Origin of the sequence: Streptomyces sp. NPDC056479 (assembly GCF_042795335.1) — a bacterium.
Taxonomy (GTDB): domain Bacteria; phylum Actinomycetota; class Actinomycetes; order Streptomycetales; family Streptomycetaceae; genus Streptomyces.
The window spans coordinates 184,669-201,882 of sequence record NZ_JBHTRZ010000005.1 but is presented as its reverse complement, the minus strand read 5'-3'; the positions used below and the strand labels follow the sequence as shown (position 1 = coordinate 201,882).

The following is a 17,214-nucleotide window of genomic DNA, read 5'->3' as shown; positions in this document are numbered from 1 at the left end:
CGCACGCCTCTCCGTCGTGTCACCCCTCCAGCAACCGCTGCCCCACGTACTCCCCCTCGGCCGCACCGCCCGGCACCGCGAAGAGGCCGCTCGCCTCGTGGCGGATGTACTTCGACAGTGCGTCGCCCCGGTCGAGCTTGCGCTGGATCGTGACGAAGCCGCGTAGCGGGTCGGCCTGCCAGCAGATGAAGAGCAGGCCCGCGTCGGGCACGCCGTCCGTGTCGATGCCGTCGTGGTAGGAGAAGGGACGCCGCAGCATCGCCGCCCCGCCGTTCTGGTCGGGCCTGGTGATGCGTGCGTGGGCGTTGATGGGGACGACCAGATTCCCGGCCCGGTCCGTCTTCTCCAGGTCCATCTCGGTCGTCTCGGTCCCCCCGGACAGCGCCGCCCCGTCGGACTTGCGGCGCCCGATGACGTCCTCCTGGGCCTTGACCGAGAGCTGCTCCCAGTCGTCGAGGAGCATGCGGATACGGCGTACGACGGCGTAGGAGCCGTTCGCCATCCAGGCCGGGTCCTTCGAGCCGGACGCCGGGACGAAGATCCGCTGGTCGAAGTCGGCGTCCGTCGGCTTCGGATTGCGCGTGCCGTCCATCTGGCCCATCAGATTGCGGGCCGTCATGGTGTGCGCGGTGGCACCCGGCGAGCGGTTGAAGCCGTTCATCTGCCAGCGCACCTTGGCGGCCTTGCCCGCGTCCTTCTGGATCGCGCGCAGGGCGTGGAAGGCGACCAGGGCGTCGTTCGCGCCGATCTGCACCCACAGATCGCCGTTGCTGCGCGCCTTGTCGAGCTGGTCGGAGGAGAAGTCGGGCAGCGGATCCAGGGAGACCGGGCGCTGCTTCTCCAACCCGGTCCGGGCGAAGAAGCTGTGCCCGAAGCCGAAGGTGATCGTCAGCGACGACGGCCCGGCGTCCCGGGCGACATCCGTGTCGTCCTGCTGTGCCGCCTCGCCCGCCATCAGCCGCCGAGCCGTCTCCGACCAGCGGCGCAGCAACGCCGCCGCCTCCTTGCGGCCCGCGCCCGCCGCCAGGTCGAAGGCGACGACGTGCCCGCGCGCCTGAAGTCCCTGAAGGATGCCGGGCTGATGTTTCCCGTGAAACATCACCTGATCGGCCCCCAGCGAGGTCAGCGGCGTAGCCTCGGCCGGCCGGGCGGCGTAACCCACGGCCCCGCCGGCCGCGCCGAGCACCAGCCCGGTGGCACCGGCGGTCCCGAGCAGCCGTCGTCGCGACATGCCCTCCCTGTCGGCGGCGCCTGCCGGAAGACCGTCGTCGAGTGCGGTCTTGCCGTCAAGTGCCTTCTCAGGAGTGCGGGCCTCCGGAATGGACTGGTCAGCCATGGTGAGGTTCAGCCGATCTGCGCGTTCTTGGAGACGGTGGCCTGGTCGATGTCGGAGGTCCGCACGGTCACGGCGATCTTCCATTCGCCCGCCATGGGGATCTGCACTCCGCTCGCCGACCAGTGTCCGGTGGCGATGTGGTCGGGAACGACGGGCAGCGGCCCGATGTCCTGGGACTCCAGGGTGAAGGCGACCTTCACCTCGGGGATGTCGAAGGCGCGTCCGTTGGGCCGCTGCACATACACATGCATCTCGTTGCCGCCCACGCGCGCGGGATCGAGGTCGACGCGTACGACGCCCTTGCCGTCCGTGCCGCCGGTGTCGAAGGACATGTCCAGGGTCAGCGCCCCGGCTGCCGCCGCATCGGCGGACGAGGCCGCCGTGGCCGCCTTGGCCTGCTCCTCCGTACGTCCCGGCTCGGTCGACGTCAGCATGGTGGTGACGGCCAGCAGTACGACCGCGACGCCCGCCTCGGCCAGCACCGAGCGGCGCAGTCCGAACCGGTTGGGGTCGGCGTCCCGCCGCTGCTTTTGTCGTGCGGAGTCGATCGCGGCCTGCTGCCGGGCGAGCTGCGTGGCCCGGTCGGAGTCGCCGTCACTCTCGTCGGATCCGGCGCCGGTGGCGCCCTTCTTGCCGGACACCGGGGCCGAAGCACCCTTCCCGCCGGACGCTGCGGCCGAGGCACCCTTCCTGCCGGAGGCAGCACCCGTCTCGGCCGAACCGGAACCGGAGGAACCGACCCGCGCGCCGGCGTGCTCCTTCTCGCCCTCGCCCTCGAGCGCGTCCTTCTCTTCCCGCGGCTTCACCACGACCGACTCCGCCAGCCGCGCGGTCCACCGCCGAGAGACCCACGCGATGCCCACCAGCAGCACCACGAGCCCGATCTTGACCAGCAGCAGTTGGCCGTATCGCGTGTCGGTGAACGCCGACCACGAGCCGAGCTGACGCCACGACTGGTAGATGCCGGTCGCGACCAGCGCCAGCACACTGCCGAAGGCGACACGCGAGAACCGCCGTACCGCCGACCCGTCGACCGGTGTGTCCGCGGGCGCCCGGTAGAGGGCGACGAGCAGTGCGGCCAGCCCGCCGAGCCAGCCCGCGACGGCCAGCAGATGGAGGATGTCGACCGGCATCGCGATCCCGGCCTGCAGCCCGGTCGAGGCGTGCTCGGACATCGCCCAGCTCGCCGCGAGCCCCGCCGCCACGACCGTACCGCCGATGGCGAGCCCGAAGGTCAGGTCCTGCTTCTCCTCTTCCTCCCGCTTCTCGTAGGCCCCGAACAGCACCGCGATGAAAAGTGCCGCCGCGGCGAGCAGCAGCAGCCGGGACACCAGGGCCGCACCGGTCTTGGTCTGGAGCACCTGCCCGAGCAGGTCCAGGTCGAAGATGTCGCCGACCTTGCCGCTGCTGGTGTACGAGCCGCGCAGGAGCAGCAGGCCGAGCGTCGCGGCGGTCAGGGCGAGCCACCCGGAGACGGTCAGCCGCTGCAGCGCCCGCACACCCGCCCCGCGCTGCCAGCAGGCGAGCACGAAGGCGGCACCGCCGACCATGACGATGAAACCGGCGTACGACACATACCGCCCGGTGCCGTAGAGCGCGCCGACGACCCCGCCGCCCGCCGTCTGGCCGGAGACGGAGACGGTGGTCTGGGAGGGGGCGCCGATGGAGAAGGTGTAGGCGCCGGCGACGGGATGGCTGTCCTCGGAGACCACCTGGTAGGTGACGGTGTACGTGCCGTCGGGCAGGCCGCTGTGGAGCTTCACGGCGTAGGTCGTGCCGCTGAGGTTGGCCGGGTCGCCCTGGTCTATGCGCTTGCCCTTGGGATCGAGCACGCGCACGGAGTTGTCGGACAGGGCGACCTTCTCGGAGAAGGTCAGCGAGACCTGCGTCGGGGCCTTGTCCACCACCGCCCCCTGCTGGGGGTCGCTGCCGGTCAGCGCGGCGTGCGCGGAGACCGGTCCGGCGCCGGCGAGGAGCAGACCGGTGGCGGCCAGGAGCAGCAGCACCAGGGTCCGGACGCGGGGGGCGATGGTCTGGGTCAAGGCGATATCTCCCTCAGTGTCCGCTCTTCGGGGTGTACGTCGCCGACTTCACCGGCATCTGGACCGTGACCGTGCCGGATTCGGCGAACTGGAGCTTCAGGGTCACCGTCTCGCCCTGCTTCGGCTGCCGCTTCAGCTTCTCGAACATCAGATGGTTGCCACCGCTTTTGAACACGAGTTGACCGTGCGCGGGAACGGCGGCGTCCTTGACCTGCTGCATCGAGGAGTCGACGGTCTCGTGGGCGGTCACTTCGCCCACGTCGCTGGTGACGGACGTCAATTCGTCCTGTGCTCCGCCCTTGTTGGTGACCGTCAGGAAGCCGGCCGCCATGGAGTCGGAGACCGGCTGCGGCATGTAGGCGCCGCTGACGGACAGTTCGGCCTTGGAATCCGCGGAACCGCAGCCGGCCAGGACCAGGGCTCCGCTCAGTACCGCGACGGGCGCGACGAGACGCCTCACGGCTTCTCCCCCTTGATCAGCTTGGGGAGGTCCTTGGTGTAGTCCTCGACCGTGGCGTCCTCGGTGTAGAGGACGTACCCGGCGTCGGTCTTCGGCGAGAACGCCACGACCTGGGTGCCGTGGGTGGAGACCATCTTGCCGTTCTTGTCCTTGTGCGGCGCCTCGATGGAGATACCGAGGGTGCGGGCGCCGGCCTGGATGGTGGCGAAGTCGCCGGTCAGGCCGACCACCTGCGAGTCGATGCCCTTGAGCCACTTACCCAGCGCGGGAGCGGTGTCGCGCTCCGGGTCGGTGGTGACGAACACGATGCTCAGCTCGTCCTGCTGCGCCTTGGGCAGCTGCTTCTTGGCGACGGCGATGTTGTTCATCGTCAGCGGGCAGACGTCGGGGCAGTTGGTGTAGCCGAAGTAGATCAGCGTCGGCCTGCCCTGGGTCTCCTTGCGGAGGTCGTACTTCTTGCCGTTCGTGTCGGTGAGGACCAGGTCCGGCTTCTCGAACGGCTTGTCGAGCACGATGGCCGCCTTGTCCGAGCCGGCCTCCTCGGAGACCACGGTGACGGGCGAGGCGCTGTCGTCGCCGTTGCCGCAGGCGGTCAGGGTCAGGGTCGCGGCGGCGAGCAGGGCGGCAGCCGCGAAGGTCGTCTTACGGGTCTTCGTGTGCATAGAAAAATGTCCCAGTTGTGAGAGCTCCGGCGCGCACCGGGTGCCCGGCGCGCGCCGTGAACCGAAGAGGCCGTCAGGCGTCGCTGCGCCGACGGCCGGCGAGCACGCCGTAGGCCACACCCAGCGCGCCGACGACGATGCCGACCACGCCCAGGACGCGGGCTGTGGTGTCGCTGCTGTCGGCGGGCTCGGCGGCCTCGGTCTTCGCGGAGGCGGCCTCGGCGTCGTCGGAGTCGGAGGCCTTGTCGGAGGACGACGAGCCGTGGTGACCCTCCTCGGCGGCGGACAGCTCGAGCACGGGCGCCGGGTTCTCGGGCTCGTCCTGGCCCTCCTGCGGGACCTCGATCCAGCGCACGACCTCCTTGTTGTCGTATGTCTGGATCGCCTTGAAGACGAGCTCGTCGGTGTCCTCGGGCAGGGTGCCGACGGAGACGGGGAACTTCTGGAAGAAGCCGGGCTCGATGCCCTTGTCCTCGGCGGTCCAGGTGACCTTGGTGACGGCCTCCGTGATCTTCTTGCCGTGCATCTCCAGCGGCTTGTCCAGCGTGGACTTGGTGACCACGGCCTTCCAGCCGGGAACGGGCTGCGGCATCACGGAGGCCAGCGGGTGGTCGGTCGGGAAGGTGACCTCGAGCTTGGTCGTCGAGGCCTTGTCGCGCTCGTTGGGCACCTTGAAGTCGACGACCGCGTAACCGCCCTTGGCGGCGGTGCCCTCCGGCTGCACGCTGACGTGGGCGAAGGCGGGCACGGACAGGGCGAGCACGGTCGTGCCGGCGAGGACGCCTGCGGCGGCGATACGAGAGGCCTTCATGCGGAGCACTCCACTGTGAGTGAGATTCGGATTCCGGTGGTGAAGAGGGGTACGTGCGCGCAGGGGTGCCCGATCAGACGGAAGGAGATGTGCCTCGATCGGAGAACCTGGGCGCGTACGCGTGCCGCACGACGGCGGCCCTCATCCCCACGGAAGTGGAGTGTGGTGGTCGCGTCGTGTCAGGCGGCGAGGTCGAGCGCGGCGGCCGGCGGGCCTCGCCTGATCACCGTGTGCTGAAGGGCGACGGTGCGCGGCGCGCGCCGCGCGGGCGACTCGGTGCGCAGGAAGCGCGGGCCCGCCTCGGGTGCGCCCGGCAGTCCGGCACGCAGGGCGCGCACCAGCGCGAGCGCCCCGCGCAGAGAACGTACGAGAGCCCCCTCGGCGACCGAATGCGCCGACGGCGCGGACATTTCGACGATCCGCAACAGGGCCAGGTCCCCGCGCCGCAGCAGCCACCCCGCGACGACGGCCGCGAGCACGTGGGCCAGCAGCATGGGCAGGGAGGGCAGCAGTGCGGCGGAGGAGTCGGTGACGGCGGACATGGCGTCCGCCGACCGGTGCGCGGCGTGCTCTCCCGCGCCAGTGTCCGTGCCCGTGCCCGTGCCTGTGCCCGTGCCGATCCGCGCCTCGATGAGGAGCCGTTGGGCCTGTGCGGGGCTGATGGCCGCCGCCGCGGTGCCGCACACGAGCCGCGCGGCCTGCTCGACGAGCGCGGCGTCGGACGCCGCGGCCGAGGACGTCGCCCCGGTGGTCGCCGCCCCGTGCTGCCCCAGCCCGAACAGCGTGTGCAGCACGGTCTGGCCGAGCGCGAGCAGCGCCGCGATCCCGGGCAGCGAGCGCTCGCGTCCCGCGAACGGAACGGTGACGAGAAGGACCCCCAGGAACCCCGCGCCCATCGTCCACAGCGGGATCGTGGCGCAGGAGCCCAGCACATGCCCGATCCCGGCCAGCACGACGCAGACCGCGGCGAACACCGCGGCCCGCAGTATCCGGAGATCGCTTCCGGAGCGCACCGTGCGCGGGTGGGGGGCAGTCATGGCGGGCTCATCATCGCACTGGCCTTATGACCGCCATACGGCAGGTCCACAAGATGACGTACGAGCGGAAGATCACCTTCTGGTGTGGCCCGCCCCCACATACACCGATTCCCTCGTAGGCGCATCGACCATATGGGCGGCATCACGTCAATGATGTGCTTACAGACGGGCACTCGCGGCAATACGTAACGGTATGTCGAGCCGCGGCCAGGAGGCTGGAGCATGAGCATCTGGTGGTCACTCCATCTGCGCCGTGAAGCCGCGAGTGTTCCCCTCGCCCGGCGCCTGTTGCTCGGCACCATGGAGACGGCGGGCGTCGACCCGGACGTCAGTTACGACCTCTCCGTCGCCCTCAGCGAGGCCTGCGCCAACGCCGTCGAGCACGGCGGCGGCACCACCCAGGACGGCTCGCCACAGGCGTACCGCGTCACGGCCTATCTGGACGGCGAGAAGTGCCACATCGAAGTCGCCGACTCGGGCCCGGGGTTCACGGCACTCCACCGCGCCCCGCGCCCGGCGCCCTCCGACGCCGAGGACGGGCGGGGCCTGTGCCTCATCAGCGAACTCGCCGACCATGTCCAGATCGGCAACAAGCCGGGCCTGGGCGGTGCGGTGGTGAGCTTCGACAAGATCCTCAAGTGGCGCAAGGACGCGCCGCTGATGGCGGTGTAGCAGCCTCGGCGGTGGCGCGGCCGGGCCTGCGGCGCCGTCCCGAAGCCGTCGGCTTCAGCTTTCTCAGCACTCACAGCCGGCGCACAGCGCCACCCCAACCCCCTGATGGGTGGCGTCCGTAATTTCCCGGCCATGACGGGAAACCACAAGGACAAGTCGATCACCCGGCGCCGCGCCATCGCGGTGACCGGAGGCACGGTCGCGGCGGGCGGCCTCGCCGTCGCCGGCTACCAGTCCGCCTTCGCCGACACCTCCTCGACCGCGACCGACGCCACGGCCGCGGCCTCCGCGAGCGCCTCGGAGAGCTCCGGCTGCATGACGCTGATGTCGAGCGTCACCGAGGGCCCGTACCACCTCGACGGTGCCCTGGTGAGAAAGGACATCACCGAGGGCAAGAGCGGTGTCCCGCTGACGCTGCGCCTCACCGTCGTCGACGCCACCGACGGCTGCACCCCGGTCAAGGGCGCGGCCGTCGAGATCTGGCACTGCGACGCCTGGGGCTACTACTCCGGCTACACCACGGCCAACCCCGGCGGCTCCGCGCCCGCCGAGAGCGAGGACGGCTCGACCGCCGACGACGACACGTATCTGCGCGGCTATCAGATCGCGGGCGCCAACGGGGTCGTCAAGTTCGAGACGATCTTCCCCGGTTGGTACACCCCGCGCACCTGCCACATCCATCTGAAGGTGCACACCGGCGGCCAGAAGGAGGACGGCACCTACGAGGGCGGCAAGGTCAACTACACCGGCCAGCTGTTCTTCGACGACGAGATCGCCGAGGAGATCTTCACGCTGGAGCCCTACTCCAAGCACTCCGGCAGCTACACCACGCTCGACAACGACATGGTCTACGACGGCGGCGGCGCCTCCAGCGGCCTGCTGACCCTGAAGGCCGTGCACAAGAAGGACCCCGCCAAGGGCTACAAGGGCTTCCTCACCGTCGCCGTCGACCCCGACGCCGAGAACACCGGCGCGGGCAGCGGCGGCGGTGGCGGCGAGGGCGGTGCCCCGCCGAGCGGCGCCCCGGGCGACGCGCCCGGCGGCACCCCGTCGGCCTCCGCCTCCTCGTAGGGGTACGGCCGTGAGCAGCCGCGAGGACGAGGCGCTGGCGCATGCCGCCGTGACCGCGCTGACCGGGCAACTGGCCCTGGCTCCCAAGCCGGGCCTGCCCGACCCGCGCGACCTGGGTGCCCGCGTCACCCGCCGGGACCACCGCATGCTGCGCTGGTCGGCGAAGTCGCTCGCCCCGGGCCTCGCGGCGATGGCCGCCGCCGCCCGGCGCACGGGCGAGCCGACACCGGTGCTCCGTACGGAACTCGGCGCGATCGGCAGGTGCACCGAGCACTCGGTGCACCTCGCGGGCGGCGGACACCGGGGTGCGCTGTGGGCGCTGGGCCTGCTGGTCGCCGCGGCCGCACTCGACCCCCGGGCCGGCGCGCGGGATGTCGCCGGGACCGCCAAGCGCATCGCCGCCCACACCGACAAACGCGCCCCGCGCAGGCCCTCCCGGGGCTCCTCGGTGTCCGCGAAGTACGGCGCCGCGGGGGCCCGGGGCGAGGCACGGGCCGGATTCCCGCATGTGCGGCGGGCGTTGGACACGCTCACCAGGGCCCGCGCGTCCGGCGCCGCCGAGGAACAGGCCCGTCTGGACGCCCTGCTCACGGTGATGTCCACCCTCCAGGACACCGAACTCCTCTACACGGCGGGCCCGATCGGACTGCGGCACGTCCAGGCGGGCGCCCGTGGAGTCATGGAAGCGGGCGGCACGGCGACGGATGCGGGCGCGGAGGCCCTGACGGCACTCGACGCCGACCTGCACGCGCGCGGGTGGAGCCCACGGGGGAGTGCGGGCCTCCTGGCAGGCGCGCTCTTCCTGGACGCATTGCCGGTCATGGGATGGGCGACGACTGCCTGACGCCCTCAAGGGGCGCGGGGCCGTATCAATATGCGGCCCCGCCGCGTGGGCGCGACCAGCCCCCACCGGCCCGCACCCGCAACGATGGCCGGACACCCCTTCGGTGCCCGGCCATCAATCCGACGTCAGCCCTTCAGAGAAGCCATCCAGCTCTCGACCTCATCAGATCGCCTGGGCAGCCCGGCGCTCAGGTTCCGGTTGCCGTCCTCGGTCACCAGGATGTCGTCCTCGATCCGCACGCCGATCCCCCGGTACTCCTCCGGCACGGTCAGGTCGTCGGCCTGGAAGTACAGCCCCGGCTCGACGGTCAGCACCATGCCCGCCTCCAGCGTGCCGTCGACGTACGACTCCACGCGCGCGGCGGCGCAGTCGTGCACGTCCATGCCGAGCATGTGCCCGGTGCCGTGCAGCGTCCACCGCCGCTGAAGGCCCAGCTCCAGCACCCGCTCGACGGGGCCCTCGACGAGCCCCCACTCGACCAGCCTCTCGGCGAGCACCCGCTGCGAGGCGTCGTGGAAGTCCCGGTACTTCGCGCCCGGCTGCACGGCCGCGATCCCGGCCTCCTGGGCCTCGTACACGGCGTCGTAGATCTTCTTCTGGATCTCGCTGTAGCGGCCGTTGATCGGCAGCGTGCGCGTGACGTCGGCGGTGTAGTACGTGTGCGTCTCGACGCCCGCGTCGAGGAGCAGCAGCTCACCGGAGCGCACGGCCCCGTCGTTGCGCACCCAGTGCAGCGTGCACGCGTGCGGTCCGGCGGCGCAGATGGAGCCGTAGCCGACGTCGTTGCCCTCCACGCGCGCGCGGAGGAAGAACGTGCCCTCGATGTAGCGCTCGGAGGTCGCCTCGGCCTTGTCGAGGACCTTCACCACGTCCTCGAAGCCGCGAACCGTGGAGTCCACGGCCTTCTGCAGCTCGCCGATCTCGAACTCGTCCTTGACCAGCCGCGCCTCGGACAGGAAGACCCGCAGCTGCTCGTCCCGCTCGGCGGTGACCTTGTCGGTCAGCGCGGCCTCGATGCCGGCGTCGAAACCACGGACGACCCGGACCGGGCCGGTGGCCTCGCGCAGCTTGTCGGTGAGCTCGCGCACATCGGAGGCCGGGATGCCGTACAGCTTCGCCGCCTCGGTGAGGGAGTGCCGGCGGCCGACCCACAGCTCGCCCTGGCCGGAGAGCCAGAACTCGCCGTTCTCGCGGTCGGAGCGGGGCAGGAGGTAGATCGTCGCCTCGTGCCCGTCCGCGACGGGCTCCAGGACGAGCACGCCGTCCTCGGTCTGGTTGCCGGTGAGGTACGCGTACTCGACCGACGCCCGGAAGGCGTACTCGGTGTCGTTCGAGCGGGTCTTCAGATTGCCCGCGGGGATCACCAGACGCTCGCCCGGGAACCGCGCCGACAGCGCGGCGCGCCGCGCGGCGGTCTCGGCGGCCTGCGGAATCGGCTCCAGGCCGTGCAGCTCCGTGTCGGCCCAGCCGGACTTCATGTTCTCGGCGAGCTCGTCGGACACGCCCGGGTACAGGCCGTTCTTGCGCTGCTTCACGGGCTCTTCTTCGGCAGTCTCCGGCCCCGCTGCGGTAGCAGCAAATTCCACAGAGTCCGAGAGCTCTTCTGCCACGGCGGTCATCCTCCTCGATACGGCACTGGACGCCGTCCATCGTACGGTCGTACCGAGCGGTCCCCAGGAGCGAAGGATCTGCTGCCGGGCATTGCTATGGCGCAGACCACGTGCCTGTTATGGGTGAGTGACCGAGGCGCCACGGGCCGCTACTCGAAGCGAGCGGCCAGCAGGACGACGTCCTCCTCGCTGTCCGTCTGGTCCACCCCGCCCGGCAGCACGGTCCGCAGGACGTGGTCGACGACGGCGTCCGGGTCGTGCCGGATCGCCCTTGGCACCCCGGCCGCCGCGGCGTGCAGCCGGGCGAAGGCGCGGTCGGTGGGGTCGCCGGTGCGGTGCAGCAGCCCGTCGGTGTACAGCAGAACCGTCTCTCCGGCTTCCGCGGTCAGCTCCACGCTCGGCGCCTCCCAGCAGGCCAGCATGCCCAGCGGCGCGGAGACGGACGTCTCCACGAACTCCGTGCGCCGGTCGCCGATCAGCAGCGGCGGGGCGTGTCCGGCGCCGGCGAGCGTGATCTTGCGCAGGGCGGGCTCGCAGTAGGCGAACAGGGCGGTGGCGGAGCGGGCGGGCTCGGTGAGCCTGAGCAGCAGCTCCAGATCGGACAGGACCGCGACCGGGTCCTCGCCCTCCATGACGGCGTACGCCCGCAGGCTGGCCCTGAGCCGTCCCATCGCGGCGACGGCGCTGGGCCCCGACCCGGTCACCGAGCCGACCGCGAGGCCGAGCGCGGCGTCCGGCAGCGGCAGCGCGTCGTACCAGTCGCCGCCCCCGCGCGGGCCGGTGCGATGCCGGACGGCCAGCTGGACACCGGCCATGCGGGGCAGTCGGGAGGGGAGCAGTTCCTCGGCCATCGTCCGCATGCACGCGCGCGTGCGCTCGACTTCGAGGAGCCGGGCCAGGTGCTCGGTGGCGTAGCGGGTGTACAGGCCGATGAGGTGGCGCTGGCGCTCGGCCGGTTCGGCGGGCTCGTCGTACAGCCATACGGCGGCGCCGAGGCGGCCTGCCTCCTCGGTGGCCAGGGGGAGGGCGTAGCAGGCGGCGTAGCCGAGGCGGGCGGCGACCTCGCGGTGGCGGGGGTCGAGTCCGTCCTCGGAGAGCAGGTCGGGCTGGGCGATCTCGCCGTCGCCGCCGGGCAGCCCGTCGAGGATCTTGCCGTACGACATCGCGCTGCGCGGCACGGTCTCGATGTGTCCGAGGTCCGCGCGGGCCAGGCCGAGGCCGATGGTCGTGTCGGGGCCGAGTCCGTCCGCCGGTTCCAGGACGACCAGGCCGCGCCGGGCGCCGACGAGGGCGGATCCGGCACGCAGCAGTTCCTCCAGGGCCTCGGCGAGCGCACTCGTACGGGCCAGGCGCTCGGTGAGTTCGTGGAGCGTCGTCAGGTCCGAGACCCAGCCGGCGAGTCGGTCCTGGAGCAGCGCGCCCGGTGCGTTCGGAGGGGTGACCGCCGAGCTTCCTGAGGTCGCGGGCGCGGGCGCGACAGTGTGTGCGGGCGAGGGAACCGTCGAATCGATTCCGGCCACTTTCGGAGGGTGAGGGGCGTTCATGGCGTCCGGCTTTCCGACCGGTGCGTATTGCTCAAAAGCATCGCAAACCCCCATGTCATTCTGCGCCGCTAGCAGTGTCTCCACATGTACACGCACTCGTAAGGGGATGTCCAGCATTGTCCTGCTGGGATTCCTGGTGTCCGTGGGCAACCAGAGCACTCCTCGTAGACCTCTTGCGCAAAGGCAAAGTTGGCTTAAAACTGCCTCAGGGAACGGGGTATTGCGGTCGACTGGTTTCGCTCCACGGAGCGTCACAGCGGTCGTGATGGGTACGTACTCGGTGAAGGCCAGGGGTGGTTGAGAACCACCCGGAACCTGGCGACGGACCCGGGCGTCTTAACCACTGACGATCGTGCCCCATCCTCCCGTGGCGGAGGCGAAGAGAAATACGCGCGACGGCAAAACGCCAGACTTCGCCACCCCACGCCACGCCCATGCTTTTGGTAGACGCAGTATGGACGAGGCTGCCGCGGAAGCAGCCAACGCTCGGCCCATAGGGGTTCCCCTTGCTCAAGGCAGGGGTGTGATGCGCCAACAGGTACGCACAGTGAAGTGATCGACACATGGTGTGATGTGGTCCACGGTGTTGCCAGCGGTGCAACGGAAAGGAACGAGCGCTCATGCGCGAGATCCTCGGAAAGCGACGCAGGCTCCTGCGCGGCGACGGGAAGCCTGAGCTGATCAGCGCGGCCCTGACCTTCGCGACGGAATGGCAGTGGTCCGTACTCCCGGGAGTGGCGACGCACCCGCAGGGGCACTCCCGCTGCGGCTGCCCCGATCCCGAGTGCACGGTGCCCGGTGCCCACCCCTTCGACCCCGGCCTCCTCGCGGCCACCACCGACGAGCGCATGGTGCGCTGGTGGTGGGGCAACCGGCCGACGGCGCCGATCATCCTCGCCACCGGCGGCAAGGCTCCCTGCGCGGTCAGTCTGCCCGCCCTGCCGGCCGCGCACGCCCTGACCGCGCTCGACCGCATGGGCATGCGCCTCGGCCCGGTCGTCGCCTCACCCGCCCGCTGGGCGATCCTGGTGAAGCCGTACTCCATGGAACAGCTGGGCGAACTGCTGTACGCCAAGGACTTCGTCCCCGGCTCCCTTCGCTTCCACGGTGAGGGCGGCTACATCGCCCTGCCCCCGTCCGAGACGGGCCAGGGACCGATCACCTGGCAGCGCGCCCCGCTCCCCGGATCGGCCTCCCCGTGGGTGCCCGATGTCGAGGCCGTGGTCGACGCCGTGGTCGAGGCCCTCACTCGTACGGGTGTGAGCGCACCCGAGTTGTAGGGGTGTCCGGCGCGCGCGGAACGGCGCACGCGCGTGCGGTCGTTATCTTCCGGATATGCCGCGTCATTCCAGGGGAAAAAGGGCACCGTCGTCACATCGCCGCGGGCCCAACCAGCGAAGAGTCCGTCTGATCGCCCTCGCGTCCGTCGCGGCGGCCGCGGTCGCCCTGCCATTGGCCTGGGCGGCCGCCGGCCAGGTCGTCGAGGCGGGCCGCGCCGCCGTCGGGACGTCCGAAGGGTCCACCCCGCACGCCCCGAAGGGCACCGCCGTACCTCCGTCCCCTCGCGGCGACGCCAAGGCGCCCGCGGCCACGCCGGCCGACTCCGAGGCGCTGCTCGACCTGGGCCTCGCCACCGCCGTGCGCTGCGGTCCCGAACTCACCTCGCCCGAGGGTGTCGAGGCGCAGACCTGTGTCCTCACGCAGGGTGAGAACACCTGGGCGCGCACCTACTTCCGCAATGCGACGGGCGGTGCGCTGGACTCCGTACTGAGCCTCATGGGGCCCGGTGGGCGCACGGTGCAGATGCGCTGTGTGGTGGGCGCCGAGGACGAGCCAGGGACGTGCGAGACGCCCCGGGAGCGCACGCGCGCGGGGATGGACGCCTACACGGCGGTCACGGAGTTCGCGGAGCGGGCCGGTGGCGGGGCGCTGCTGCTGCGCTCCGCGAGCAACTCCGCGCCGGACAATTCCGGGGCGCCCACGGGCGGTTGACGTTCGACGTCGTTCCGTAAAGAACGGTGCACATGGAAAGACCCGGTTGCTGGCGACGGGGGATGCACCAGCAACCGGGCTAATGGAACGGTAACAAGAGATCGGCGGTTCGCAAATTCGATCCGGGCTTTCAAGTCACGGATTCCCTTGCTCCGCAGGGGAGTTGTGATCGGATTCACCTCTCCCGCGCGGGCCGGTTCGGCTGAACGACCGTTCAGCCGAACCGGGTCTCCGCGGTGTGTGTCAGCTGAGCGTGACCTGCCGGTTGGTCAGGCCGCCGCGCGCGCGACGCTCGTCCGGGGTGAGCGGAGCGTCCGTGGCCAGGGCCGCGGCGAGGCGCTCGGCGAACTCGGCCGCCGGCTTCTCCACGTCCTCCGCGCCGACACCGCTCGGCAGGTCCCAGACCGGCACGGTGAGGCCGTGAGCGCGGAAGGAACCCACGAGGCGGGTGCCCTCGCCGAGGCTCGACCGGCCCGCCGCGTGCAGCCGCGCGAGGGCGTCCAGAAGCTGCTCCTCGGGGTGCGGCATGACCCAGCGCAGGTGGTTCTTGTCCGGCGTCTCGCACCAGTAGGCGGCGTCCACGCCGGTCAGCTTCACGGTCGGGATGGCCGCGGCGTTGGCCCGCTCCAGGGAGGCGGCCACCTCCGGAGTGGCGTTCTCCGCGTCCGGGACCCAGAACTCGAAGCCCGGGTGCACAACTGGCTCGAACGCGCCTTCGGGATCGAGCAGATCCTGCAGTCGCGGACCGTCGGCGGGGGCGCGGCGGCCCTGGACCGGGGTGCCGGGCTGTGCGGTGAGGGCCTGCTGGAGGGTGTCGGCGAGGTCGCGGCTGATGTCGCCCGACGCCGTGTCGTTCTGCAGGCCGAGCAGCACCGAGCCGTCGTCGCGGCGCAGGGCGGGCCAGGCCATCGGCAGCACGGTGGCCAGCGTGACCGACGGCACGCCCTCGGGGAGGCCGCCCTTCAGCGGCAGCTCGACGGTGGCGGCCGGCACCAGCTCGCGCAGGGCCACCCAGTCGCACTCGCCCGGCAGTCCCTCGAACGGGCGCTGCACCAGCTCGGTCACCGCGTGCGCGGCGGCCCGGCCGTGACAGGCCTTGTAGCGCCGGCCGCTGCCGCAGGGGCAGGGCTCGCGTGCGCCGACGACCGGGATCTCTCCGTCAACGATCTGCGGGCGCTTGGCCTTGGTCTGGACTCGCTTCTTGGCCATGGTGGGTGTCTCCCGGTTACGGCTCGTCTGGTACGGGCGCGAGCCTAGCCGTTCACGCCATGGCCGACGGGAGGCTGTGGACAACCCGTCGGGTCGTGCCGGGAGAGAAGCCCGTTTCCGGGATGAGCAGGGCTTCTGCCGAAACCGGTGCTTTCAGTCCATGTCGTCGAAGGCGTCCCTGAAGTCGAGGCCGGATATCGCGCCCACCGACGGAGCCGTGACGCGCGTAGCGAAGTCGTCCCGACGGTGGCCGGCGTTCGGATCGTGCACGTCGTCGTGGACCACGACCCAGACCGTCACCTCGCCCCGGGCGTCGTCCCGTACGCCCCAGTCGTCGGCGAGTGCGGTGATGATGTTCAGCCCGCGGCCGCCATGTGCGGTGACCGAGGGCGTGGCCGGAGCAGGGCGAGTGGGTCCGCCGCCGTCCGTCACCTCCACGGTGAGTCTGCCGCCCGTGTCCACGCGCCAAGCGGCGCGGACGTCGCCGTCCCCGGACAGCGCGTCACCCAGCGGTCGGCCGTGTTTGCACGCGTTGCTCAAGAGTTCGGAAAGAATCAATACGGCATCGTCGATGACCGATTCCGCCACGCCACCCGTGCGCAACTGCGAGCGCATACGGTGTCTCGCTTTCCCCACGCCCGCAGGACCATGGGGTACGGCCATGCTCGACGACGTGGGCACCTCCTGTGCCACCACCAACGCCACCCCCGAGACCTCCTTTGCCCCACGCCACGGTGTGGATGCCCCATTGGCCTGTACCGGAAACCGGCCAATCGCTGTCCGGCGACGCATTCACCACGATCGAATACGGACCGAACGCGCCGGAGCACTCCCCGTAATCGACATGGCTGGAAATCTTCGGTGTGGCCGAGAGTGGAGGATGGGGCTGAAGTGGCTGTGGGGTCAAGAGGTTGTGCAGGGGTTCACGCGGTTTTAGGGGTTTCCCTGTGTGTGTCCGCGGCCGAGCTGGTGCAGCACCGCGCGCGGGCGGTTGGTGATGATGGCGTCGACGCCCAGTTCGACGCAGAGGTCGACGTCCTCGGGCTCGTTCACGGTCCATACGTGCACCTGGTGACCGGCCCCCTTGAGACGCTCCACGTACGCGGGGTGATTGCGCACGATCCGGATCGAGGGACCCGCGATTCCGACGCCCGCGGGCAGCCGCCCGTCCCGCAGTCGCGGTGAGACGAACTGCATCAGGGAGACCGTCGGCAGTGTCGGCGAGGCGGCATGCACGCGGTGCAGCGAGCGGGCCGAGAAGCTCATCACGCGCACCGGCGACTCGGCGGCCGAGGCGGGAGCGTCGAGTCCGAACCGTTTCAGCAGGAGCAGCAGCCGCTCCTCGACCTGCCCCGCCCAGCGGGTCGGATGCTTGGTCTCGATCGCCATCTCCACCCGCCGCCCCGCGTCCGCGACCAGCTCGAGCAGCCGCTCCAGGGTCAGTACGGACGTGTCCTCGGGGTCCTCGGGGCGGAACTCCCAGTCGGGCTCCTCGGGCCGGTTCTTCCACGAGTCGCGGTTCTTGCGGGACCCGAAGTCCAGCGCGGCGAGCTCGGCGAGCTCCAGGGCCGAGACCGCGCCGCGGCCGTTGGACGTACGGTTGACGCGTCGGTCGTGTACGCAGACGAGATGGCCGTCCGCGGTGAGACGTACATCGCACTCGAGGGCGTCCGCACCGTCCTCGATCGCCTTCTTGTACGCGGCCAGGGTGTGCTCTGGAGCGTCTTCGGAGGCTCCGCGATGGGCGACGACCTGGATCTGTTGGTGCCGTGCGTGGGTCACCGCGTCATGGTGCCACCGGACCGGGGTAGACGTGCGACCGGAGCAGTCGCCAGAGCGTTGAGATTGCGCCCGTTTAGTCATACATGACCTATATAAGGAATGGCCGTGGACGCACAGCAACGGCTTATGGTGCTCTGACGGC

General features: G+C 70.8%; 16 protein-coding genes. 5 read left to right on the top strand and 11 right to left on the bottom strand.

Translation table 11 applies throughout. The features are described 5' to 3' along the window. Window positions 1-19: 19 nt before the first annotated feature. From efeB to ACFQ6S_RS21175, 6 genes are all read right to left on the bottom strand, one after another. Window positions 20-1,336, bottom strand: coding sequence for an iron uptake transporter deferrochelatase/peroxidase subunit (gene efeB, locus ACFQ6S_RS21200; protein WP_383411807.1), 1,317 nt, complete (start codon window positions 1,334-1,336; stop codon window positions 20-22). A gap of 8 nt (window positions 1,337-1,344) precedes the next feature. After that, a complete protein-coding gene (locus tag ACFQ6S_RS21195) occupies window positions 1,345-3,378 on the bottom strand; it encodes a copper resistance CopC/CopD family protein (protein WP_383411805.1) in 2,034 nt (677 codons plus the stop codon). A gap of 13 nt (window positions 3,379-3,391) precedes the next feature. Next, window positions 3,392-3,838, bottom strand: coding sequence for a copper chaperone PCu(A)C (locus ACFQ6S_RS21190; RefSeq protein WP_383411803.1), 447 nt, complete (start codon window positions 3,836-3,838; stop codon window positions 3,392-3,394). After that, window positions 3,835-4,500: an SCO family protein gene (locus ACFQ6S_RS21185; protein ID WP_383411800.1), complete on the bottom strand. Its 666-nt coding sequence runs from the start codon at window positions 4,498-4,500 to the stop codon at window positions 3,835-3,837. The genes ACFQ6S_RS21190 and ACFQ6S_RS21185 overlap by 4 nt, the downstream gene beginning before the upstream one ends. A gap of 73 nt (window positions 4,501-4,573) precedes the next feature. Next, entirely contained in the window at window positions 4,574-5,311 is a 738-nt protein-coding gene (locus tag ACFQ6S_RS21180) for a YcnI family protein (protein WP_383411798.1), read from the bottom strand. Window positions 5,312-5,490: 179 nt separating this feature from the next. Continuing rightward, window positions 5,491-6,348 carry a hypothetical protein gene (locus tag ACFQ6S_RS21175; RefSeq protein ID WP_383411795.1) on the bottom strand — a complete coding sequence of 286 codons (858 nt, stop codon included), beginning with the start codon at window positions 6,346-6,348 and terminating at the stop codon, window positions 5,491-5,493. A gap of 222 nt (window positions 6,349-6,570) precedes the next feature. Here ACFQ6S_RS21175 and ACFQ6S_RS21170 point away from each other — a divergent pair, with 222 nt between their 5' ends. The 3 genes from ACFQ6S_RS21170 (at window position 6,571) to ACFQ6S_RS21160 (ending at window position 8,935) form a co-directional block, all read left to right on the top strand. Next, the gene (locus tag ACFQ6S_RS21170; protein WP_383411792.1) at window positions 6,571-7,020 is read left to right on the top strand and encodes an ATP-binding protein; all 450 of its coding nucleotides are present in this window, start codon (window positions 6,571-6,573) and stop codon (window positions 7,018-7,020) included. Window positions 7,021-7,152: 132 nt separating this feature from the next. After that, window positions 7,153-8,091, top strand: a complete 939-nt coding sequence (locus tag ACFQ6S_RS21165) for an intradiol ring-cleavage dioxygenase (RefSeq protein ID WP_383411789.1) — start codon at window positions 7,153-7,155, stop codon at window positions 8,089-8,091. A 10-nt stretch (window positions 8,092-8,101) separates the two neighbouring features. After that, the gene (locus ACFQ6S_RS21160) at window positions 8,102-8,935 is read left to right on the top strand and encodes a triphosphoribosyl-dephospho-CoA synthase (protein ID WP_383411786.1); all 834 of its coding nucleotides are present in this window, start codon (window positions 8,102-8,104) and stop codon (window positions 8,933-8,935) included. Window positions 8,936-9,060: 125 nt separating this feature from the next. On the opposite strand, the gene ACFQ6S_RS21155 is transcribed toward ACFQ6S_RS21160, so the two are convergent. After that, window positions 9,061-10,554: an aminopeptidase P family protein gene (locus tag ACFQ6S_RS21155; protein WP_383411783.1), complete on the bottom strand. Its 1,494-nt coding sequence runs from the start codon at window positions 10,552-10,554 to the stop codon at window positions 9,061-9,063. 140 nt (window positions 10,555-10,694) lie between these two features. Next, a complete protein-coding gene (locus ACFQ6S_RS21150; protein WP_383412956.1) occupies window positions 10,695-12,206 on the bottom strand; it encodes a PP2C family protein-serine/threonine phosphatase in 1,512 nt (503 codons plus the stop codon). Window positions 12,207-12,709: 503 nt separating this feature from the next. Here ACFQ6S_RS21150 and ACFQ6S_RS21145 point away from each other — a divergent pair. Both ACFQ6S_RS21145 and ACFQ6S_RS21140 read left to right on the top strand, forming a co-directional pair. Continuing rightward, the gene (locus ACFQ6S_RS21145) at window positions 12,710-13,369 is read left to right on the top strand and encodes a bifunctional DNA primase/polymerase (protein WP_383411779.1); all 660 of its coding nucleotides are present in this window, start codon (window positions 12,710-12,712) and stop codon (window positions 13,367-13,369) included. 55 nt (window positions 13,370-13,424) lie between these two features. After that, window positions 13,425-14,081 carry a hypothetical protein gene (locus ACFQ6S_RS21140; RefSeq protein ID WP_383411776.1) on the top strand — a complete coding sequence of 219 codons (657 nt, stop codon included), beginning with the start codon at window positions 13,425-13,427 and terminating at the stop codon, window positions 14,079-14,081. 243 nt (window positions 14,082-14,324) lie between these two features. Here ACFQ6S_RS21140 and ACFQ6S_RS21135 read toward each other — a convergent pair whose 3' ends face one another. The 3 genes from ACFQ6S_RS21135 to ACFQ6S_RS21125 form a co-directional block, all read right to left on the bottom strand. Then, entirely contained in the window at window positions 14,325-15,290 is a 966-nt protein-coding gene (locus ACFQ6S_RS21135; RefSeq protein ID WP_383411774.1) for a DUF5926 family protein, read from the bottom strand. Between the two features lie 153 nt (window positions 15,291-15,443). Further along, window positions 15,444-16,082: an ATP-binding protein gene (locus ACFQ6S_RS21130; RefSeq protein WP_383411771.1), complete on the bottom strand. Its 639-nt coding sequence runs from the start codon at window positions 16,080-16,082 to the stop codon at window positions 15,444-15,446. Between the two features lie 141 nt (window positions 16,083-16,223). Continuing rightward, window positions 16,224-17,072, bottom strand: a complete 849-nt coding sequence (locus tag ACFQ6S_RS21125) for a glycerophosphodiester phosphodiesterase (RefSeq protein ID WP_383411768.1) — start codon at window positions 17,070-17,072, stop codon at window positions 16,224-16,226. Between the last annotated feature and the right edge of the window lie 142 nt (window positions 17,073-17,214).

Excerpts from the sequence above, each read along its gene's own strand:
- efeB (WP_383411807.1), bottom strand. The coding sequence starts at position 1,336 with ATGGCTGACCAGTCCATTCCGGAGGCCCGCACTCCTGAGAAGGCACTT.
- ACFQ6S_RS21185 (WP_383411800.1), bottom strand. The coding sequence starts at position 4,500 with ATGCACACGAAGACCCGTAAGACGACCTTCGCGGCTGCCGCCCTGCTC.
- ACFQ6S_RS21180 (WP_383411798.1), bottom strand. The coding sequence starts at position 5,311 with ATGAAGGCCTCTCGTATCGCCGCCGCAGGCGTCCTCGCCGGCACGACC.
- ACFQ6S_RS21175 (WP_383411795.1), bottom strand. The coding sequence starts at position 6,348 with ATGACTGCCCCCCACCCGCGCACGGTGCGCTCCGGAAGCGATCTCCGG.
- ACFQ6S_RS21170 (WP_383411792.1), top strand. The coding sequence starts at position 6,571 with ATGAGCATCTGGTGGTCACTCCATCTGCGCCGTGAAGCCGCGAGTGTT.
- ACFQ6S_RS21165 (WP_383411789.1), top strand. The coding sequence starts at position 7,153 with ATGACGGGAAACCACAAGGACAAGTCGATCACCCGGCGCCGCGCCATC.
- ACFQ6S_RS21155 (WP_383411783.1), bottom strand. The coding sequence starts at position 10,554 with ATGACCGCCGTGGCAGAAGAGCTCTCGGACTCTGTGGAATTTGCTGCT.
- ACFQ6S_RS21150 (WP_383412956.1), bottom strand. The coding sequence starts at position 12,206 with ATGCTGGACATCCCCTTACGAGTGCGTGTACATGTGGAGACACTGCTA.
- ACFQ6S_RS21145 (WP_383411779.1), top strand. The coding sequence starts at position 12,710 with ATGCGCGAGATCCTCGGAAAGCGACGCAGGCTCCTGCGCGGCGACGGG.
- ACFQ6S_RS21140 (WP_383411776.1), top strand. The coding sequence starts at position 13,425 with ATGCCGCGTCATTCCAGGGGAAAAAGGGCACCGTCGTCACATCGCCGC.
- ACFQ6S_RS21135 (WP_383411774.1), bottom strand. The coding sequence starts at position 15,290 with ATGGCCAAGAAGCGAGTCCAGACCAAGGCCAAGCGCCCGCAGATCGTT.
- ACFQ6S_RS21130 (WP_383411771.1), bottom strand. The coding sequence starts at position 16,082 with ATGCGTCGCCGGACAGCGATTGGCCGGTTTCCGGTACAGGCCAATGGG.